The 20,246-nt window shown below is 41.7% G+C and carries 16 protein-coding genes; 5 read left to right on the top strand and 11 right to left on the bottom strand.

Going from position 1 to position 20,246, the window contains the following annotated elements; all coding sequences use genetic code 11:
- Nucleotides 1-79 precede the first annotated feature (79 nt).
- The 4 genes from rapA to FOC32_RS10685 form a co-directional block, all read right to left on the bottom strand.
- The gene (rapA, locus tag FOC32_RS10700) at nucleotides 80-2,917 is read right to left on the bottom strand and encodes an RNA polymerase-associated protein RapA (RefSeq protein ID WP_034702909.1); all 2,838 of its coding nucleotides are present in this window, start codon (nucleotides 2,915-2,917) and stop codon (nucleotides 80-82) included.
- Between the two features lie 143 nt (nucleotides 2,918-3,060).
- Nucleotides 3,061-3,705 (bottom strand): RluA family pseudouridine synthase, encoded by a 645-nt coding sequence (locus tag FOC32_RS10695; RefSeq protein WP_166135116.1) that lies wholly within the window; start codon nucleotides 3,703-3,705, stop codon nucleotides 3,061-3,063.
- Between the two features lie 130 nt (nucleotides 3,706-3,835).
- Nucleotides 3,836-4,546, bottom strand: a complete 711-nt coding sequence (locus FOC32_RS10690) for a phosphopantetheine-binding protein (protein WP_175967350.1) — start codon at nucleotides 4,544-4,546, stop codon at nucleotides 3,836-3,838.
- A 122-nt stretch (nucleotides 4,547-4,668) separates the two neighbouring features.
- Nucleotides 4,669-5,016 carry a hypothetical protein gene (locus FOC32_RS10685; RefSeq protein WP_175967349.1) on the bottom strand — a complete coding sequence of 116 codons (348 nt, stop codon included), beginning with the start codon at nucleotides 5,014-5,016 and terminating at the stop codon, nucleotides 4,669-4,671.
- A gap of 94 nt (nucleotides 5,017-5,110) precedes the next feature.
- On the opposite strand from FOC32_RS10685, the gene FOC32_RS10680 reads away from it, so the two are divergent.
- Nucleotides 5,111-6,523 (top strand): PLP-dependent aminotransferase family protein, encoded by a 1,413-nt coding sequence (locus FOC32_RS10680; RefSeq protein ID WP_175967348.1) that lies wholly within the window; start codon nucleotides 5,111-5,113, stop codon nucleotides 6,521-6,523.
- A gap of 200 nt (nucleotides 6,524-6,723) precedes the next feature.
- Here FOC32_RS10680 and FOC32_RS10675 read toward each other — a convergent pair whose 3' ends face one another.
- The 4 genes from FOC32_RS10675 to FOC32_RS10660 form a co-directional block, all read right to left on the bottom strand.
- Entirely contained in the window at nucleotides 6,724-7,140 is a 417-nt protein-coding gene (locus FOC32_RS10675; RefSeq protein WP_175967347.1) for a GlcG/HbpS family heme-binding protein, read from the bottom strand.
- A 126-nt stretch (nucleotides 7,141-7,266) separates the two neighbouring features.
- Nucleotides 7,267-8,568, bottom strand: coding sequence for a glutamate-1-semialdehyde 2,1-aminomutase (gene hemL, locus FOC32_RS10670; RefSeq protein ID WP_175967346.1), 1,302 nt, complete (start codon nucleotides 8,566-8,568; stop codon nucleotides 7,267-7,269).
- 39 nt (nucleotides 8,569-8,607) lie between these two features.
- Complete coding sequence (gene thiE, locus FOC32_RS10665) at nucleotides 8,608-9,228, bottom strand: thiamine phosphate synthase (RefSeq protein ID WP_175968203.1); 621 nt, start codon at nucleotides 9,226-9,228, stop codon at nucleotides 8,608-8,610.
- 835 nt (nucleotides 9,229-10,063) lie between these two features.
- Complete coding sequence (locus FOC32_RS10660; protein WP_175967345.1) at nucleotides 10,064-10,447, bottom strand: DUF962 domain-containing protein; 384 nt, start codon at nucleotides 10,445-10,447, stop codon at nucleotides 10,064-10,066.
- A 335-nt stretch (nucleotides 10,448-10,782) separates the two neighbouring features.
- Here FOC32_RS10660 and FOC32_RS10655 point away from each other — a divergent pair, with 335 nt between their 5' ends.
- The gene (locus FOC32_RS10655) at nucleotides 10,783-12,240 is read left to right on the top strand and encodes an inorganic triphosphatase (protein ID WP_175967344.1); all 1,458 of its coding nucleotides are present in this window, start codon (nucleotides 10,783-10,785) and stop codon (nucleotides 12,238-12,240) included.
- A gap of 121 nt (nucleotides 12,241-12,361) precedes the next feature.
- Nucleotides 12,362-13,816 carry a CYTH and CHAD domain-containing protein gene (locus tag FOC32_RS10650; RefSeq protein WP_175967343.1) on the top strand — a complete coding sequence of 485 codons (1,455 nt, stop codon included), beginning with the start codon at nucleotides 12,362-12,364 and terminating at the stop codon, nucleotides 13,814-13,816.
- 19 nt (nucleotides 13,817-13,835) lie between these two features.
- On the opposite strand, the gene FOC32_RS10645 is transcribed toward FOC32_RS10650, so the two are convergent.
- Nucleotides 13,836-14,468, bottom strand: coding sequence for a hypothetical protein (locus FOC32_RS10645; RefSeq protein WP_004786345.1), 633 nt, complete (start codon nucleotides 14,466-14,468; stop codon nucleotides 13,836-13,838).
- A 110-nt stretch (nucleotides 14,469-14,578) separates the two neighbouring features.
- Here FOC32_RS10645 and FOC32_RS10640 point away from each other — a divergent pair, with 110 nt between their 5' ends.
- Together FOC32_RS10640 and FOC32_RS10635 are read left to right on the top strand one after the other, a co-directional pair.
- On the top strand, nucleotides 14,579-14,974 hold the full coding sequence (locus FOC32_RS10640; RefSeq protein WP_175967342.1) for a DUF3144 domain-containing protein: 396 nt from the start codon (nucleotides 14,579-14,581) through the stop codon (nucleotides 14,972-14,974).
- A 107-nt stretch (nucleotides 14,975-15,081) separates the two neighbouring features.
- Nucleotides 15,082-16,146 (top strand): amidohydrolase family protein, encoded by a 1,065-nt coding sequence (locus FOC32_RS10635; RefSeq protein ID WP_175967341.1) that lies wholly within the window; start codon nucleotides 15,082-15,084, stop codon nucleotides 16,144-16,146.
- Nucleotides 16,147-16,417: 271 nt separating this feature from the next.
- Here FOC32_RS10635 and FOC32_RS10630 read toward each other — a convergent pair whose 3' ends face one another.
- Together FOC32_RS10630 and FOC32_RS10625 are read right to left on the bottom strand one after the other, a co-directional pair.
- Nucleotides 16,418-19,183 carry a M16 family metallopeptidase gene (locus FOC32_RS10630; protein ID WP_175967340.1) on the bottom strand — a complete coding sequence of 922 codons (2,766 nt, stop codon included), beginning with the start codon at nucleotides 19,181-19,183 and terminating at the stop codon, nucleotides 16,418-16,420.
- Between the two features lie 141 nt (nucleotides 19,184-19,324).
- On the bottom strand, nucleotides 19,325-20,146 hold the full coding sequence (locus FOC32_RS10625; protein ID WP_175967338.1) for a PhzF family phenazine biosynthesis protein: 822 nt from the start codon (nucleotides 20,144-20,146) through the stop codon (nucleotides 19,325-19,327).
- Nucleotides 20,147-20,246 lie beyond the last annotated feature (100 nt).

Genomic DNA, 20,246 nt, shown 5'->3' with positions numbered 1-20,246 from the left:
CCGACCAAAAGCTCAATCATGACTTTAATTCCAGCCATAAAAAAGCAGCCCGAAAGCTGCTTTCATAATTCATTAGATCTTATGGCTTAACCACGACCATTACTTGAATCGCTTCAGGTGTTACAGATAAACCTTCTAACAAACTCAAGCCTTCTTTTTGCAGCTTCTGTAAACGTGCGATTTCATCTTCACGGATACTTGGGTTGAACTGTTTCAGGTAAGTCAGACGGTCAATCTCATACTGCCATTTATTGCCATACGCTTCTTTAGCCTGCTGCCTGAAGTTTGGCAATGCTGAACGAGCTAATTCCAATGCCTGTTGATAACGCGCTTCAATCACTTCACGGCGTGCTTTCACCACCTGACGGCAGCTATTGCCATCTAAATGATGTAGATATGGTTTCAGGATTTCAGGCGCAATCTTTTGAGACAGATCCTGACCTTTTTCACTCAGCAATACACGGATCAGCTGCTGTGGCAAGCTTGACGGTAAGTTCAGTGCTTTTGGTGCAACCACATCAACCTTGAACCACACTTCCATCAATACAGAACCTTGTGGCAATGCTGCAGACTTTAAGACCGCAACGTTGGTACTACCAAAGCCCTGAGTATTGATCATTTCCATCACGCTTTCAGTGAATGGATGCTCTAAAGTTAGATATTGAGCATCTTCACGGATCTGAGCCTGGTCACGATAGAAGGTGGCTGTCATACCCTCTTCATCCAGGGTCAAACCTTGTACCTGCATCTGATCCGTTGGCTTGATGATCACCGTACCATTGCTTTGCTCATCAAAGTCGATATTGGTCGATGCCATAAAACGCTTCATGAACATTGGCAAGGTGGTATTGTCATCATAGTCTTCAAGCGCATTAACAATTTCCTGTGCCACGACGGGGCGGCAAGAATTGTACTCAAGCAGACGGTCACGACCTTCCTGCAACTCGGCTTCAAGCGCTTCACGTTGTACGCTAACTTCTTCCAGCAGATCTTCAAATTCCTGACCTTTATCTGCCAGCAAACAATCTTTCAGGGCAACAATAAAGTTTTCTTGCAGCGTTTGCGCAGTTGGAGAAATGTTGCTAAAAATATTCAGCGCTTCGTTATACCAGCGGAACATACGTTCTTGCGCAGTACCCACCAGATAAGGCACATGAATCTGAATACGGTTTTCCTGACCGATACGATCCAGACGACCAATACGCTGTTCCAGTACATCCGGATTGGCTGGCAAGTCAAATAGAATCAGGTCTGATGCAAACTGGAAGTTACGACCTTCTGAACCAATTTCAGAGCACAGTAAAATCTGCGCACCATAAGACTCTTCAGCAAAATAAGCCGCTGCTTGGTCACGTTCCAGCAGGCTCATACCTTCATGGAACATGGCAGTACGGATACCTGCATGCAGACGTAATACATTTTCCAGTGCTTCAACCACTGGACCACTACGTGCAATCAGCAATACTTTTTTATGTTTTAGATCAGTACGCAGCTTTTCCATCAACCACATCACACGCGGATCAGTTTCCATCCACGAGCCATCAAGTTGAGATTCTTCCGGCCACATCTGTTCACGTAGTTTGCCATCTTTAGACCAGTTTTCTGGTGCTGGCAAAGGCGCTGGCTGACAGTCACGGCCCGGGAAACCCTGAATTGCCTCACGTGTATTACGGAACAGGATGCGGCCCGTACCATGACGGTCCAATAATTCATGAATGGCACGGAAACGTTGCTCTGGGGTATCTTCAATCGCATGACCAAGCAGGCTTTCAATCGCAGTGAAATGCTCAGCTTCCAGTGGAAGGTCTGACATCAGTACTTCAGCGATTTTAGCAGTATGCTGATACTGCTCTTCTTCATCCAGGAAACGGTCCAATGAACTGAAACGTTGCGGATCAAGTAAACGTAGACGTGCAAAGTGAGATTCTACACCGAGCTGTTCTGGTGTTGCAGTCAATAACAATACGCCCGGTGTTTTCTCTGCCAGCTCTTCGACCAGATCATAACGGTCATTGCCGCCTTCTTCCTCAGACCACATCAGGTGATGCGCTTCATCGACGACCAGCAGGTCAAAGCCCGCTTCAATCGCCTGTTCGCGCAGATCTTCGTGATCGACCATCAAGTCCACTGAAGCGATAATACGCTGCTCAGTCAGGAATGGATTTAACTCAGGATCATGCTCTTTGATCGATGCAGTACGCGCCAGATCAAATAGGGAGAATTCAAGATTGAAACGACGGCGCATCTCAATCATCCATTGATATTGCAGTGAATCCGGAACCAAGATCAGGATACGTTCAGAACGGCCAGTTTTAAGTTGCTGATGAATGATCAGACCAGCTTCAATGGTTTTACCCAAGCCAACTTCATCCGCCAGTAAAACACGCGGTGCAAAACGCTGTCCGACTTCATGTGCGATATACAACTGGTGTGGAATCAGACCTACACGCGAACCGACCAAGCCACGCAATGGACTGGTTTGCATATTGGCTTGCATCAGCAAGGCTTCAATACGCAGGTCATACCATTCTTTATAATCAATCTGGCTGGCCAATAAACGGTCTAAAGGCTTGGACAATTGAATCGTTGCGCCTACACGGGTTTCATTTAAAGCTTTACGTTCTTCTGTGCCATCTTCAAGAGTACGGACCACGTGATAACGCACCACACCATTGCGGTCTTCAACTGACTCAACGGTCCAGATCGTACCTTCCTGATCTTGCAGTTCGTCATTCGCATTAAATACGATACGAGATAAGGGGGCGTTACTGCGAGCATAGACGCGAGTTTCATCGCTTTTTGGGAATAAAATGCTGACCGATCGCTCATCAACATCAATGAGAACCCCTAAACCGAGTTCTGTTTCAGTATCTGATAACCAACGTTGACCAATAGCAAATTGCTGCAATTTTTCCACCTTTATCTTAAGTACAAGATTATGAATATCAGGCTCAATCACGAAAAGTCATTTGAGCAAAATTTCACACCTTCAAGCAATGTATTTTGACATAAAGCCCACTAAAAAGTGAGCATAATTCACGTCGATTAAACAAGTATTTCCTAGAATTCAGCCGGACAATTAAATTCAACTAACTGTTGTGTTTTAGGATGATAAAAACTTAAACGCTCAGCATGTAAACACAGACGTGGACTAAGCTGTTGCTGCTTTGGCGTCGCATACAAGGTATCGCCAATAATCGGATGTCCGAGATATTGCATATGTACACGGAGCTGATGTGAACGACCAGTAATCGGAGTCAGTTTCACCCGAGTCACTGCTTGCCCCTGAATTTCAAAATGTTCGATGGCCAGCCATTCTGTAATTGCCGGCTTATTATGATTCGGTTCAGCAATATGCAGTGGTGGACGGCTTGGATCATAAATGACAGGCACATCAACTGTACCCTTGCCTTCTAATGTTCCAGCCACGATGGCCTGATAGGTTTTATCGGTTTGGCGTTCCTGGAACTGGCGAGAAATGGATTTTTGCCCTTCTCGGCTTAAAGCAAATACTAAGATACCGGAAGTGTCTCGATCCAGACGATGGATCAGTAAAGTTTTAGGTTCTAATTTGATGAGGCGATTGATCAGGCAATCTTGTAAATCTTCTGTTTTACCGGGCACTGTGAGTAAGCCTGCAGGCTTATGGATGACCATAAAATCTTCATCACGATGTATCAGATGTTCGGTTAGAAAATTACTCAAAGTTCAATCCCACGCTGATCGCGAAAAACAAGGCGGCCATAATAGAAAGCTTGAGTGATAATTACAATGCGCATTTATGTAAATGGCGATGAAATTTCCGATTATTTTAAGAAAATTACCCAATTACCGATTATCGACGTGCAGATTGCATTACAAAGCTCGCTAGATCATGTAATGACGGGTGTTCCAGCACATCTTCATAACGCAGCTCAGCACCATGCGCACGCCATGTGCCAACCAGACTCACTACCGCAACCGAGTCCAGTCCATACTGTTTTAAGTCAGCATAAGGATCAATTTCCAGCGCATCCATATCCAGCTGTTCAGCTACTGCTAACATAATACCTTTGATTGACAACACATATTCTGACGGCGCACTTAAGTTCCACAATCGGGTCAGACTATAGCTGTTCATATGATGCAAAGCTTGTGCCGATATATTCTCAATCCACTGGATATGCTGTTCCTGATTAGGCATCAAAATTGCATCATTAATTATGCAAATTTGTTCTGTCACACTTTGCAGATGTGGCAGGATTTGTTTCAGCATCGGTGTAATTTGTCCGGCGAAAATCAGTTGTGGATGAGTTGAAGCATATTCTCCAAGTTGCTGCATACCTTGCATTAAATCATCGCCATACAAATCAACGATTGGAATATCGAGTGCTTTGGCTTTATTACTGATCTGGATCAGATGAGTTATCAGGTCGCTGTCTTGTATGCCCTGCTGCATACGCAAGTTTTGCAATCCGACTAAAACCAAAACAGATTCATTTGATGTAAGCTGCCATTTGGCTTGAGATGGCGCGAGTTGGATTTTTTTGGGCATGGGGTACAGCATGGGAAGCTCTTATAAATACAAAATAGCATGATGATTCATGCTATTTTAGTTTAGCATCGATTTAAAAAACACTTTGATTTTACAGAGGTTTATTGTTCTAATTTCGTATAACCACCATTATGTTAAATGGGTAGTCTTAATATTAAAATTGGACGTGTCTTTAGTGAGTGTTGGTCAATTTCACTTAGAATATATTTGTATTTTTCTTTTTTACATTCAAGCAATCTAGTATTTGGATTAAATGCTATTTGACCATTAGTCTGAGGTTTAGCATATAAAAATAGAATTGTATCGGGGATGTTTTTTGCCTTATTCCATACTTCATAATAATCAAACTGACCGATCCTTAAATAATTTTTTGTTAGTGATGAACATACATAGTTCATTTCTTTTGATTGAAAATTATCTTCTTGAGTTACACAAGCTGTGCATAAGATAGTTAAGCAAAGGATACTGACAAATTTATTCATAATGACTGAAATATAATTAAGTACATTTTCTGCATATTAATTTTTTGATATAAAGATATACAGACACAATTTTCTTAAAAAAAAGAGTACAGATTTGGCTTTCCATTATCAAAATTTAGCTGATCAAATTGCTAAGAAAATTACTTCAGGTGAAATACCGCCGAATCACAAACTGAGTTCGCTACGATCTTTTGCACAGCATCATAATGTCAGTATAACTACAGCCAAATCTTGCTATGAGTTATTAGAGTCTAGAGGTTATATTTTCTCTAAGCCTAAAAGTGGGTACTTTGTAAAAAATCTTCCCAAACTTATAGACTTACCAACTTACCCAGAATTTAGTTCACACCCACGTAGCATCACGAATTTAGAACTACAAAATGAAATACAAGAAGCTTCTATTAATCAATCGAGAATACACTTGGGCGCTATACAGCTCTCTCCCAAATTGATCCCCACAGAAACATTAAGAAGGTCTGTACAACGTGCCCTAAAGCACAGTGTTCCAGAAGATTTTCTTTATAGTGATAAACAAGGACATCTTAAACTACGTCAAGCTTTATCTAATCATTGGGCTGAAGATGGAATTTATATTCAGGAAGATTCGATTTTTATAACTCATGGCTGTATGCCAGCAATATCTATAGTTATCCAACTTTTAACTAAGGTGGGAGATAGTATTATTGTTCCGACACCAAATTATAATGGACAACAATTATTACTTGCTAATTTAGGTCGTAAAATTGTAGAAATACCAGCCTTTAATACAGGGATCGATCTGCAACGTCTTGAAGAAATCATGGCTGAATCTGGAGCTAAAGTTTGTCTCCTTACCGTCAACTATCACAACCCTCTAGGCTTTTGCCTTAGCAATGCTGATAAAGAAAAAATAGCTCAGCTTGCTGCCAAATATCAATGTTTTATTATCGAAGATGATATCTATTCTGAATGTGGTCATTCCACATTAAGACCATTGCCTATTCAGTACTGGGATAAAGATGGGTACGTATTCCTTTGTAGCTCTATTTCAAAATCTTTATCTCCTGCATATCGGATAGGCTGGCTGTGTTTGCCATCCCAACAAGAATATCGTAGAAGCAATCTCCTTTCGTTACTAAGTCTTGTAAATACCCCATTACAACTGGGTTTAGCGGATTTTATTAATTGCCGAGCATATAGAAACCATCTCAATACACTGAGATATACATTGCTGAATCAAGTTGAAGAATATAGATCCTTTATTAGTCAGAATTTTGCAGATTTAGAGATAAAAATTACACAACCTCAAGGTGGTTATGCCTTATGGATTCAACTGCCTAAAGGTATTAATGGTCTAAATATGTATAAGTTTGCTAAGGAGCAGGGCATTAATATTGTGCCAGGTGAAGTTTTTGGAGAGGATCAAAAGTATTCTAATTTTATAAGAATAAGTGCAGGATATCCTTTAAACAAATATATACGGCAGGCCTTAATTATTTTGAGAGATTGGATTAAATCTCAATGCTAGATTAAGAATTTCTAAAATTAACATAATACACCTTATACGAAATTATTTTGATTTCCTTTTTAAATCATAACTTTATTGCATATAGACAAGCCTTCTCATTAGCGATTGGGCTTTTTAGTTGATATTTCACGTTCCACGCTTCATTTTGGAACATCGTTGGATGATTTTATTAAATTGAGCTGATCAATTTCTATTTTGGATTAGCTTTGCTTAGCCAAAAACTTCTCAATCGCCTGCTGTGCAATCTCAGCATCTTGTAAAGACTTCACTCCAGAAACACCCATCGCACCAACCAACTGACCCTGATACAGAATCGGCTCACCACCTTCTAACATCCCAGAAAAAGTATCCATCGTCAGAAAGCCCATTTGCCCACCTTTGATAATATCTTCAAACAGCTTAGACGGACGGCGACTAATGGCAGAACACCTTGCTTTTTCCAGGCACAGGTTTGCTGTCATCGATGATGCATCATCCATACGCTTCATTGCCAGCAAATTACCAGTTTCATCGACCACTGCAATACTAACATTAAAACCCTGCTCTAACGCATATTCATAGGCCTGATTTAATAAGAACTCAGCATCGCTTAAGGTCAAATAATGTTTGGTTTTCATCAAGATTTTCCTAATTTTTAATATAAATCTCCCCCTAGCCCCCTCTTTTAAAAGAGGGGGAACTTAAATTTTTAAGCTTAAGATTTCCCTCCTTTTCCAAAGAAAGGTTAGGGGGGGATTAAAAACTTAAGCTTTCATTTCAGCAAAAGTTTCTTTAGCCACTTGAATCGTAAATTCAATATCTTCATCACTATGCGCAGCTGAAATAAATCCTGCTTCAAATGCAGATGGAGCCAGGTTCACACCACGACTTAACATGCCATGAAAGAATTTTTTGAAGGCTTCAACATCACACTTCAGCATTGAATCAAAGCTGGTGATGTCTTCCTGATCCGTGAAGTACAGGCCAAACATACCGCCCACTTGTTGAGTCTTGAATGAAATACCAGCTTCATCCGCTGCTGCTTGTAAGCCTTCAAGCAGTTTTTCCAGTTGAGCAGTCAGTTTTTCATAAAAACCTGGCTCACGCAGATGTTTAAACATCTCGATGCCGGCACGCATTGCTAGCGGGTTACCCGACAAGGTACCTGCCTGATACACGTTACCTAGTGGTGCGATGCATTCCATCACTTCACGCTTACCGCCAAAAGCACCGACTGGCAACCCTGCACCAATAATTTTACCCAAAGTGGTTAAATCAGGAGTCACACCATAATGTGCTTGAGCACCACCAAGACCCACGCGGAAGCCTGTCATCACTTCATCGATAATGAAGACTGAACCATGCTCATCACAAACATCACGTATCGCTTGCAGAAAACCATCAATCGGTTTCACCAGATTCATGTTCCCTGCCACTGGCTCAACAATCACACCCGCAATTTCAGAGCCAAACTTGGCAAAGCATTCTTTTAAAGTGGCAATGTCGTTATAAGGAAGAGTTAATGTATGTTTGGCAAAATCAGCAGGTACACCCGCAGAAGTCGCTTCACCTTCACCTTTAGTTAACAGGCCAGAACCTGCTTTTACCAGCAACGAGTCAGAGTGACCGTGATAACAACCTTCAAATTTTACGATTTTGTCACGTCCGGTATAACCACGCGCCAAGCGGATCGCAGTCATCGTTGCTTCAGTACCGGAATTGGTCATACGCACCAGTTCAATGGATGGCATGATGTCGCAAATGATATCTGCCAGAGTCGTTTCATGCACGGTTGGTGCACCAAAGCTTAATCCATCTACTGCTGCATCTTGCACCGCTTTAATAATCTCAGGATGTGCATGACCCAGAATCATTGGACCCCATGAACCTACATAATCCACATAGCGCTTGCCATCGACATCGTACAGATAAGCACCTTGGGCTTTCTCGATAAAGATAGGCGTACCACCCACGCCATTGAAGGCACGTACAGGTGAGTTGACGCCACCCGGAATATGTTTATTGGCTTGTTTAAATAGTTGTTCTTGCTTTGGAGATAAACTCATGAGAATCACTCAACTCAAAAATACAATAAGAAATAAAAATTAAGCTTGTTCAGCAAACAGTTCCGACCAGTCATACACACGTTGACCGACAGTTGACATTGAGCGACCCAATACATCACTAATGACTGCACAAAGGTCGGCGCCGGCTTCAATGACTTCTTTGCCGTTTTCCACCGTCAAACCGCCAATAGCACAAATCGGTACATTTAATCTACTTTTGGCCTGTTTTAAGGTTTCCAGACCAATATTACCTGCTTCTGGCTTGGTATCAGTCGCATAGATCGCGCCAAAGGCCACATAATTAGCCCCATCAGCAATGGCTTGTTCAGCAAGCTCAAGTGAATTATTACAACTGCGGCCAATCAATACATTTTTGGGCAAACGTTCAACAGCTTCCTGAATTGAGCCATCATCCTGACCCAAATGCACGCCTACGCCATATTTTACTGCAGTTTCTAAATCGTCATTAATCACAAATGGAACTTTGTACTGTTCGCACATTTGTTTCATATATTCGATTTCGTAAGCCTGATCTTCTTTCGCTACTTTTTTACGACGATACTGAAGTACCGCAACTTCATAAGTCGCCATTGCACCTTCAAGTTTTGCCAAGAGAAGTTCAATAGGATCATCATTGGTAATTAAATACAAACCGCGCATGACTGCCGCCATTCAAAATACATACGCTATTATAGGCATAAATGGGCGAGTTTCCTCATCCTAAACACTGAATAATACCCAATTCAGGTATTAGATTATTATTTGTACTTTTTATACAGGTGATTGATCAATATCCCTATTTTCAGTGATAGGCGGCTGTCAAAATTTACGTTTTAATGGTTTTATAACAATAATGATAAAGTGTTAATGCTTACGCCCTCCGACAAACGCTTTTAGGATTTTGCAGATAACTTAGTGGAGAAGTTGCAAAATTCTGAAAGCGATTTTTTTATGTCCGAATTTTACAATTCCTGTTTATAAAATTGCTCGAATACCATTAGTCAAAAAACTCAAAGAAAACTTCAAAATACCCAATTTCAGGGATAGGTCTACACCCATTAAAGGATTTAAATAAGTTTGAACACAACAAATAAATAGAAAAGCAAAAGCTGTGTTTTATCTACCAGATCCTTTCTAGCTTTGGGTAAACCGTTTATGGGGAGACGTGTCAAAGCTAGAAAGGATCGACCCATCTAAGCAAAACCGACCATCTTATCTTTCGAACTTGCCTCATTCATCTCGTGAATATTTTCTAAATCATTCAAATAAATTAAAAATACGTCAATGCACATCTTTCTATTTTTTTAAATATAAAAAAAGCCCGGAGAAGGTCGCTCCAGGCTTGGAAAACTGATTTATTCAGTGAATTATACTCTTTGATAAAATACTGAATAAGCAATAAAACAATTAATAGAATAATAACTCTACACTTGCAAGTGTTTTTATCGTTTTTATTGCAATACTTAAGCATAAATCCGATAAAACGTCATAAGCCCTAACTTGGAATTTTGTCGTGCTTACGATCGACCAAGCTCAGGTTACCACGTAATACATCAGCAAACATACGCCAGTCTGAAATAAAACTGTAAAGCGGTTGTTTAAAGCTGGCCGGTTTATTCTTTTCAAAAATGAAATGACCAATCCAGGCACATGCATAACCTGAGAGTAGTCCATAGGCCAGATATTTGGCTTTACGCTGACGAAGGGCTTTGCTAAAAAAATATAAACCGATACTACTGCCGGCGACATGCAAACGGCGGCTCATAATATGGCGATGCTCGGTTAGATAAAACCGGTAAAATTCATGATAATCATGAATCGGCATTTGTGGAGAAGTCAATACTGCAATCTCATTGCTCGGCTGCACCTGTGCATTCATTATCATCATCCTGATCTTTTTTCTTCACCTTAGCGCATAATTTAGGCAATTAAAAGTACCTTTATTTTCATGCAATTCAGTACCTGAATTTGGCTTAGATATTGAATTGTCATGCTTTCAGCAAAAACTGGTGAATGAGATCGGCATGTTAATTTTTCCATTTCCATTTTTTTTTCAATCGGTCAAGTCTTACATCAGATTGGTTTTTCGTTACAATCAGCCGCTCAAAAGTCTAAAAAATATTTCCATTTCATATCGGAATTTCATGCAAGCGAATAAAAATTCAATTTATTTTTTAATATTTTTCAATAAATTGAATAGACAGGATGATTATCATGGTTGAAGTTGAACTCAAGTTCCAGATTCCCGCGGCACGCCGTACTGCCCTGCTTAAGGCACTTGATCCCAAGAAATCTCAACAGATCCAGCTTCAAGCCAAATACTATGATACTGCAGACCGTCAACTGGCCCAGCATGGAATTGCCCTACGTCAGCGATTAGAAGGCAGTCGTTGGGTTCAGACGTTAAAAGCGGCAGGTAAAAGCCACATTGAACGTTTCGAGCATAATCATGATCTGGGTGAATTAGAACAGTCGCCTGAGCTGGGCCTGAGTATTTACAACCACTCTGCTGAAGCGCAAGCCTTGCTTAATCGCGCTTTAGGTGATCAGTTTGACCAGCTGCAACTTCAGTTTGAAACCGATATTGCCCGTACCTTGCGCGTGATTGAATATGAAAATACGTCAATCGAAGTCAGTCTGGATATCGGCTGTATTCGCACTCCTCATGCTGAGCAGGAGGTGCATGAAGTTGAATTCGAGTTAAAGCATGGCTCAATTCAGGATTTGCTGGCCTTTAGTTTTGAATGGGTCAAAAAATATCAGTTGTGGCTGGATGTACGTAGTAAAGCAGAAATCGGGAATCTGTTAGCGACTAATCAGAACGTAAGTCCTGCTACTTTTGCCAAAGAATTCCAGATCAGCAAAAAAGATAGTGCAGGCAAAAACCTATGTCATCTGGTGGCCCAGCAAATGCAGCACTTATTGCCCAATATCGCGGCAATCTCCGCGCAAGTGGCAGAACAGGAACATATTGATCAGGCACAACAGGCCTTAGATCATCTCTATCTGACCCTACTTTTGTTTAAAGATTGGCATCCTCAAGTTTCAGACAAATGGGCGCATCAGCTTGCCGCATTTAAACACCAGTTTGAACATCTGCAACATTTACAGCACATGCAAAACACTCTGGCTGGTTTCCTGCAAAATCCTACAACCGCAGAGAACCTGACTAAAGATATCCTTTATGCCAAAGAGAAGCTGGGCAATCTGGTGAAGTCCACCCAGAATGTGCATCACTATCTGGAATTGCTGGTCTTTAGCTTAAGTACAGATGAAGCTAAGTCGCAGGAATTGAAATCTGCAGCGCAAACTAGCCTGCAGCAACAATACAAAGTTTTGCAGGAACAGATGAACCAGACTGATATTACGAATTTTGAAAGTCTGGATCAGCTAGCAATTCGCATTCAGGAATTAAAATTCAGCTTCCCGATTTTGACCACAATTTATGATGTCAAAAACCTGCAAAAATACAGCAAGGCTTTAAATGATGCACAGCAGGCAGCCAATGAATATCAGACGCTAGCCTCTTCTGCAGTCTATATTCAACAGACCGAGCTGGAAGCCAGTGACTGGTTTGTGCTGGGTTGGTTGACCGCACAACAGGAAGTCTATGCACAAAAATTACTGGAAGAGACAGAACAGTTTCTGGTCAGCCGCAAATTCCTTAAATAAGTATTTAACTGACTTTCAAAGCACGCTACGGCGTGCTTTTTTGTTGCACAAGCACATCACAATACTTTTGTTGTTTGGTCTATATTGATTGTTATGAGCTTCATCGAGAAGGAATGGCCCGATGGCAGAAATCGAACTCAAATTCCAGATTCCGCAAAGTATACGTCACCAATTCGAACAAGATTTTCAGCAGTACGTGCCGACTCGACATCATTTATGTGCCAAATACTTTGATACTTCCGATCAGCAGTTACAGCAGCACAAAATTGCACTCCGGCAGCGTCTGGAAGACCGTCAATGGTTTCAGACCTTAAAAGCACCGAGCCAGCATCAGTTTGAACGCTTTGAACTGGAAGAAGCATTGGATACTGCACCGGATAGGTGTGATTTAAAAGTTTATAGCAAGCATAAACAAGCTCGGAAGATTCTAAAACAGGCACTTCACACCCTAGATACGACTCTGTCTCTACAATTTGAAACTGATGTAGAGCGGGATCTTTGGGTTGAAGATTACCGAGGAAGTCAGATTGAAATTGCACTGGACAGAGGTGAGATTCGTTCTAAAGGCCAAACTTTGGACATTTATGAAGTCGAATTTGAGCTTAAAAGTGGCAGACTTAGTGACCTAATTGATTTTGTTAAACCCTGGATTCAACGCTATCAGTTATGGCTGGATGTACGCAGCAAATCTGAACGTGGTTATGCCCTGTTGAATAATGAAACTGATCTTCCGGTCCAGCATCAAACAACTTTAGAACTCGCAGCTAAAAACGATATTCATCATATCTTGCAAAAAATTATCACCAACTGTCTGACTCACCTGTTTCCTAATGCGACGGCGATTGCGCTAGAGAATTACAATAGTGACCATGTGCACCAGGCCCGCGTCGCTATCCAGCGTTTACGCAGTGCCTTAAAAATCTTCCAGCCCTATCATCAGGATTTACCAGAGGAATGGCAGGATCAGTTACGAAATATCTTCCAGCAATTAGGTTCTACCCGGGATCGCGATGCTTTGGCTGAAAGTCTGCTTCCTCAGCTAGAAGCGGCAGGTTCACCAGTATTGCAATTACCTCCAGCCCAGCAGGATCAGGCGGATATTAGTCAACTATTCAGAAAGCCCGACACGATGGAGCTAATACTGGAGCTGTTACGTTTTAGTCAGGATCAGAGTGAAAAACAGCAAAAGTCCTCACATAAAATCCTGTGTAAAGGACTCAGTAAATTGCACCAGAAAGTCTGTGCAGATGCAGAGAATTATCAGGAACTGGATATTGAATCGCGCCACCGAACCCGCAAGCGGGTTAAACGCTTGCGTTATAATGTGGAATTTCTGCAAAGCCTGTTTCCTGAAAAGGAAGTCAAAAGATATCTGAAAGCGCTAAAACCCTTACAGGAAACTTTGGGTCATTATAATGACCTGTTTGTCGCAGAAAGCCTGTATAGACCTTATGCCAAAAAACACGCCAAGGCATGGTTTGTCATCGGGTGGCTTACTGCAGAACAGCAGCATCTGTCGAAACAGGCTGCCGAGCAGTTACAGAAATTTTCTCACACCAAACCATTCTGGCAATAGATAAATAGGCAAAATCGCTCTAGCGATATTTGCCGTACACTTTCCAGGTATTGTTATCAGCCAGCGGATCGCTATAACTATCGCTGCGCTGCTTACGCGGCTTATCACGGGCATCAACCAGCTCAAAATGTGGTTCAACACTCAGGACGATTCCATTCACATAAAATCGAGTCCGAGTGTATTCACTTTGACCATGCTGGAACACATAAGTACGCAGATCTACAAATTCACGATGTGCCACCAAAGCCGCCGTCTCATCACTATCTAGCCAGCGTTGCATGGCCTGAATCTGTTCCGGTTCAAATTGTCCACATTTTTCAATTAGGCTGGCAATACCACGAAAGGTCTTGGATTCTTTAGCACGGGTTTTATTAATCCGGATGCGGTCCACATGAAAATAGAATAAGGGTAAATTCAAATGACTTGGCAAATGAATCGCATCCAGGACTTCATCTTCCATAAAAGGCTGAAACAGGTCCTGTGCCCTTTCAATCAACCCCAGCCATTGCTTGTAATATTCTTCGACCTGCGACTTGGTGCCATAATAAATTGGCAATCCTTCAACATTGGCCAGATTTGCCGGTGGCCAGATATTCTGGCGCAATAAGGCAATATCACTTTTCAGGCTCTGTACCGCAATTGCGTCTTGCATGAGATTCACATTTTTATTGCTTAGGCTATTTTTAGATTAAGGCAAAGGTTTAGTTTCTGCAAGGCTTTGCCTATAATTAGTGATTAAGATTTTATTATCAGGAAAAATTCATGGTTCAAAAGATTGAAGCAACCGATGTAACCGAAGAAGAAGCGTTAAATGCTGCATTCTTTGAACGTGCTGATGAATTTATTAAACAGGCCAACGAATTTAGCCGTGTAGAAAAAGGCTCTCAGGAAAACCCGGCAGAAAAACGTGGCCAAGTCAGCGCCGCAATGCTGTTTGGTACTGCCCGCTTTAATACCTGGGTCGCTGCCAACAATTTCAAAGATGGCAACGAGATGCGCGACGCTAAAGATCAGGTCATGTCTTATATCTTGCAGCAATTTCAGATGATGCTGGAAGATAACTACGATGAATACTGTGAGCAGTTTGAAAACTATTTACGTTTCCGTCGTAATGAAGAGTTTCATGCCAACAAGCATCAATACGACCATGATCATTAATGAAAGCCCTACGGGGCTTTTTTTAAACCTTTGATTTTTAATTTGACTTTAATGCTGTATTTATCCTATAAAAAATGAATAAAAATTAAACGACGACCAAAAATATCATGCAGCAACTGCCCTTTCCGATTATAGATCCGCATATTCATCAATGGGACCCTTATACCACACCGCATGCCGCAGCCTCTGCCGTAAAATTATTTGGCAAACATCCAAAACTGCTGGACAAGATGGTGCGACTGATCAAGCCCAAAGCGGTGATTGATACGATTGGCCTCACCGGACATCTGACCGCGCCTTACCTACCTGAAAATTACAAACATGATATTGGCAATTACCAAGTTGAACAGATTGTGCATATAGAGGCAAGCTGGCATGAACATAAAGGTACTGGTGTGGTTAATGAAACCAGGTTTATTGCCGGACTGCCTTTTGCTGAACAAAATATTCAACTAGGCGGCATTGTGGCCACAGCTGACCCTCGTCAAAAAAACTTTAAACAGCTGTTGCAATTGCATCAGGAAGTTTCGCCTAAACTACGTGGTATTCGTAAAATGGCATCGTTCCATGCCGATAAAGGCATTCATGCTTGGACCGATGAGCCGCATTTATACTGCAACAAGAAATTTCTGAAAGGATTTGAGGAATTAGCCAAAGCCAATTTAAGTTTTGATGCTTGGGTTTATTCTACCCAAATTTCTGATGTGGCCCATCTGGCCAAAACATTTCCTGAAACACCACTTGTGCTGGATCACTTGGGCACACCTGCCGGCATCTTTGGTAAAGTCGGTAAAGCGACAGGACAAACAGCACAGCAGCGAGACTATATTTTTCACACCTGGAAAGAAGACCTGGCTGAACTGACAAAATGCCCGAATGTGTATAGCAAAATCTCTGGTCTTTTTATGCCTGTACTCGGTCACCGTTTTCATTTAGATCGAAAACTGGCAAAAAAAGATGAACTGATTCAGCTCGCGACTCCGCTAATCCAACATGCCTTACAATGTTTCGGTAAAGATCGCATCATGTTCGCTTCTAATTTCCCGATGGATCGTGTCAGCACAGATCTGGTCACCATCATTGATGCCTTTAGCGATATTGTACAGAACTATGACGAACATGCTGTAAAGCCGGTTTTTTATGAGAATGCGAAACGCTTTTATCGCTTATAGAAGTCTTATTGGGTAAAACTGAATCAACAAATAGATTAAAATTTTTCATGGTCATAGATACGCAGAAACGTCATCCGCAATTGTTTGAGGCAGGACTACATCGTAAGAAGATGGCTTCTATAATAAATTTATTTCGTAAAAGTGGTGGACGAGTTTTGCAGATGACAAATGGTTTTGGCTACTTTTGCCGAAACAAAAGTAGCCATATAGACATCTAAACACTGATTCAAAATGAAAAGATACCGTCATTGACTCATAAAAATTATGGAGTTTATTTCACCGCTTTCCCATACTGATCCGCCATGACTTCAACTAGTTGATCCGGTTTAACATATTTTTTGATAACGGCATCGACATCTGCCTTGGTCAGCTTGGCAATGGCCTGATCGCGTTTTTCCCGATAGATCAGATTGTGATCTTTTTCCAGTTGTGGAATCAGCATGCTGTGAATACGGCGATCATCTTCCAGTGCAGTGACGCGCTGTTTCAAAATCGTGGCTTTCGCTGCTTCAACTTCCTGCTCGGTTACTCCTTTGACCAAAAGTTCATTCAATACCTTATGCACAGCTTGGGACACCTGTGCTGATCGGCCAGGCGTATAATTCGCCTGAATGCCTAATGCACCTGAGTCAATCCATTCATCATACTGAGCATTGGCACTGAAACCATAAACCAGCGCATTTTTCTCACGCAGTTCCTGTGCTAAACGTGAAGACAACTGTGAATCACCTAGAATGTGTCGGAATACCAGCATGGCAGGCAAATCTACATGTTCTGCACCGACAGGAAATGTCATGACAGCCTGATAATGACCGAACTCACGCTGTTCAGACAACGCATGGATTTTCTGTGCCGGATAAACTGTATATTGACCACTTAAGCGCTCATAAGGCTGCTTAGCTTTCCAGCTCGCAAAGTTATTTTTGAGGACTTTACTTACGGACTTCGGATTAAATTCCCCGGTCACTGCGATCTGGGCATGATGCGTATTAAAGAACTGCTGATATAAAGCTACGACCTGTTCACGAGTAGCAGCCTGAATCTGTTTTTTCGCCAGTTCAGGTTCAAAATGATAGCGAAGGTCACCCGGCTGATAAATCTCGGTCGCGCGAGACATGGTCAGGCCTGCCACCATATTGGGCTCAGTATAAGGACGGTCTAACGCAGATAGGCTTTGTCCTTTAATCAGGTCAAACTGACTCTGCTCAAAGGCCGGTTTATTGAGCACATCCAGCACATACTGGAAAAATTCTTCAAACTTCTCTTTTTTGGCACTGATCTGAATGCTCATGCCATTTTCAGAGGAACTGGCCGTGGCTGAACCACCGGACTCAATAATTTTATCGGCAATCTGTTGCAAGCTTTGGGTTTCAGAAGAACGCAGCAGTAAGTAAGCTGTCAGATCCAGAATCTCGCTTTTATTGAACAAACTTTGTGCCGTACCAAAATTAAGTGCAATAGTGGCATAAACTTTGTCATCCTGAGTCTGGGTCGGGAATAAAGCGTATTTAATGCCATTCTTCAGTTTGCCACGCTGAATCTGTTTGTCCTTGGCCTGTAAATATTGCTTTGACTGCGCCACATACTGCTTTACTTCTGCCTGATAGACACTGACATCTTTCAGCGGTTCTGCTGCTTCAGCCTGCTGGTCCAGAGTTTGAGCCGGCATTTCAGTCTGGGTCAGCTCCTGTGCTTTTTTCTGATCTTCTGGTGTCGGCAAGATATTGCCAGAAATACGATATTCTGGCTTAAAGAATGCCTTATACACCTGATTGATCTGATTGACATCCAGCTTTTCTATGGCTTGCAGATCTTTGAAATACTGGCTCCAGTCACCTGAATAAGCCACTACATATTCACTTAAACGCGAACCTAAAGCGGTTGCGCTGTTTTTAACATTGTCCGCCTGGTTTCGGGTCAGACTTTTAGCCCGGTTTAATTCGGTTTCGTTAAATGGCTTGCTCTGCTCTACCCCCTGAATCAAGCCCTGCTCAACCTGCTTGACTTGATGATTTGGCGCATAGATGGCACCCATAAACACCAGATTAAAATCTTTATCCAGCCAGGTCATAGACTGCACTGTAGTGGTCTTACCCGTCTCGACCAGACTTTGATACAGGTGTCCGCTAGGTTGCAATGTATATAAGATTGGAGACATGGCCAGCGTGGTTTTAATACCTTCTTCTGACTGGTTCAGATAAATATTAAATTTGGCCAGATCACTACCCTTTTGCACGGTAAATTCACGCTGTTTGATCTGTTCAGGTTTTAGCGCAGGCACTTTTACCGCTTCAGGCACTTTGCGGGACTGGATCGGGCTGAAATGGGTATCAATCTGCTTCAGCACTTCTGCCTTATTAAATTTGCCTGAAATAATCATGAGGGCATTATTCGGTGCATACCAATGACGATAAAACTGGTTCAGCTCCTGCATCTTGATCGATTGCAGTTCGTTCAAATCGCCAATCGGTAATCGTCCCAGATATTGATTGCCATAAGCTGATTTAAACACCTGATCCATCAGCACGGAAAATGGCTGATCCAGACGGATTTCACGCTCACGCTTCACGATATCAATTTCAGTTGGCACATACTTTTCCTGCAGGACAAGCTTATCCATACGTTCAGCTTCAAGGAAAATTACTTCATTGACCGCAGTCTGCTCAGCACGAATCACATTGGTATATTTGGTTGAGTAATAGTCAGTACTGGCATTGGTCATTAAGGTATATTGATCCAGACGGCGCTGAAACTCATCTCCCTTTACATTTTCCGTGCCTTTAAATGCCAAATGTTCAAGCAGATGTGCCAGACCACCTTTGCCTTGCGGATCATTCAGTGAACCGGTCAGATAAACCGTATTCATAAACACTTTATTTTCTTTATCATTGGGCGCAAGAATAATTCTTAAGCCATTTTCCAGTCGATATTCTTCGATATTCTGTTCTGTTTTCACCAATACCGGCTGTGCAAAACTGGCCGCTGTCCAGCCAGATAATAAAATCGCCAAGCTTAAACGTTTAAAGCGTATTTGCATTGTTCATCCAAATTTTTAAGTGTGAATTTTTATTTACAGTCACTCTGATCTTAGAGAAAAGTCTTTATTATGAATAGTCTATTTTATGAGAAGCCAAATAAAATACCGCGCAATTTCACGGTATTTTATTGAGTATGTTAATTAAATATAAAGTTCGGCCAGCATAAACAGTTTGGCATAACCAGAAATTTCAATGCGGTCTTGTTCTTTTAATGCGCAATACAATACACCGCCACGCTGAGAGGCCTGATAAGCCACCAGTTCAGTTTTATTTAATTTCTCCGCCCAGATCAGTGCAATCCCGGTATGAATTGAACCAGTGACCGGATCTTCATTAATCCCGTTACTCGGTGCAAAATAACGTGATATGCAATCATATTGGGTATCGCCAGCGGTAATCGCGACATCCAGTAATGGACCCGCTGCTGTAATCGCGGTTCTTTTTCCATTCAGCTGCTTCAGCAATTCAATATTGGGTTGCTCATCCAGCACATCCTGCACTGATTCATATTCAATAATATAACCTTGTGTATTCAGATAAACATTTTTAAAAGGCTTCGTCAGCGCCTGTCTTAAGGCTTCCGGATATTCTGTAATGAGTTCAGGCTGACGGATTGGGAAATTCATCCGGATTTTGCCATCCTCATCCTGGCATACTGTAAAAATGCCCAGATCTTTGACATGAAAATAAATGGTTTTTGCAGAGCTAAAATCCTTGAACAGTACAAAGCTACTGGCCAATGTGGCATGTCCACAAAAATCCACTTCCTTGGTCGGTGTAAACCAGCGAATTTCATAATTTTCTGCATTCAGCACTTTGACAAAAGCGGTCTCAGACAGATTATTTTCCAGGGCAATATTCTGCATCAGGTGATCATCCAGCCAAGCATCCTGCACGATGACTGCAGCAGGATTTCCCTTAAATAGAGCTGTCGTAAAAGCATCCACCTGGTACATTTTCATTTTCTTTACTCCTGTATGTAGGTGTTTAGTTTAAAAGCTTTTTTCCAGAAGGGGAATTTTATATGCTGTGAATCAAATGATTTATTTTTCTCTCTTTTCA

It is taken from the genome of Acinetobacter sp. FDAARGOS_724 (genome assembly GCF_013364475.1).
Classification (GTDB): Bacteria; Pseudomonadota; Gammaproteobacteria; order Pseudomonadales; family Moraxellaceae; genus Acinetobacter; species Acinetobacter variabilis.
This window is presented reverse-complemented; position numbering and strand designations above follow the sequence as displayed.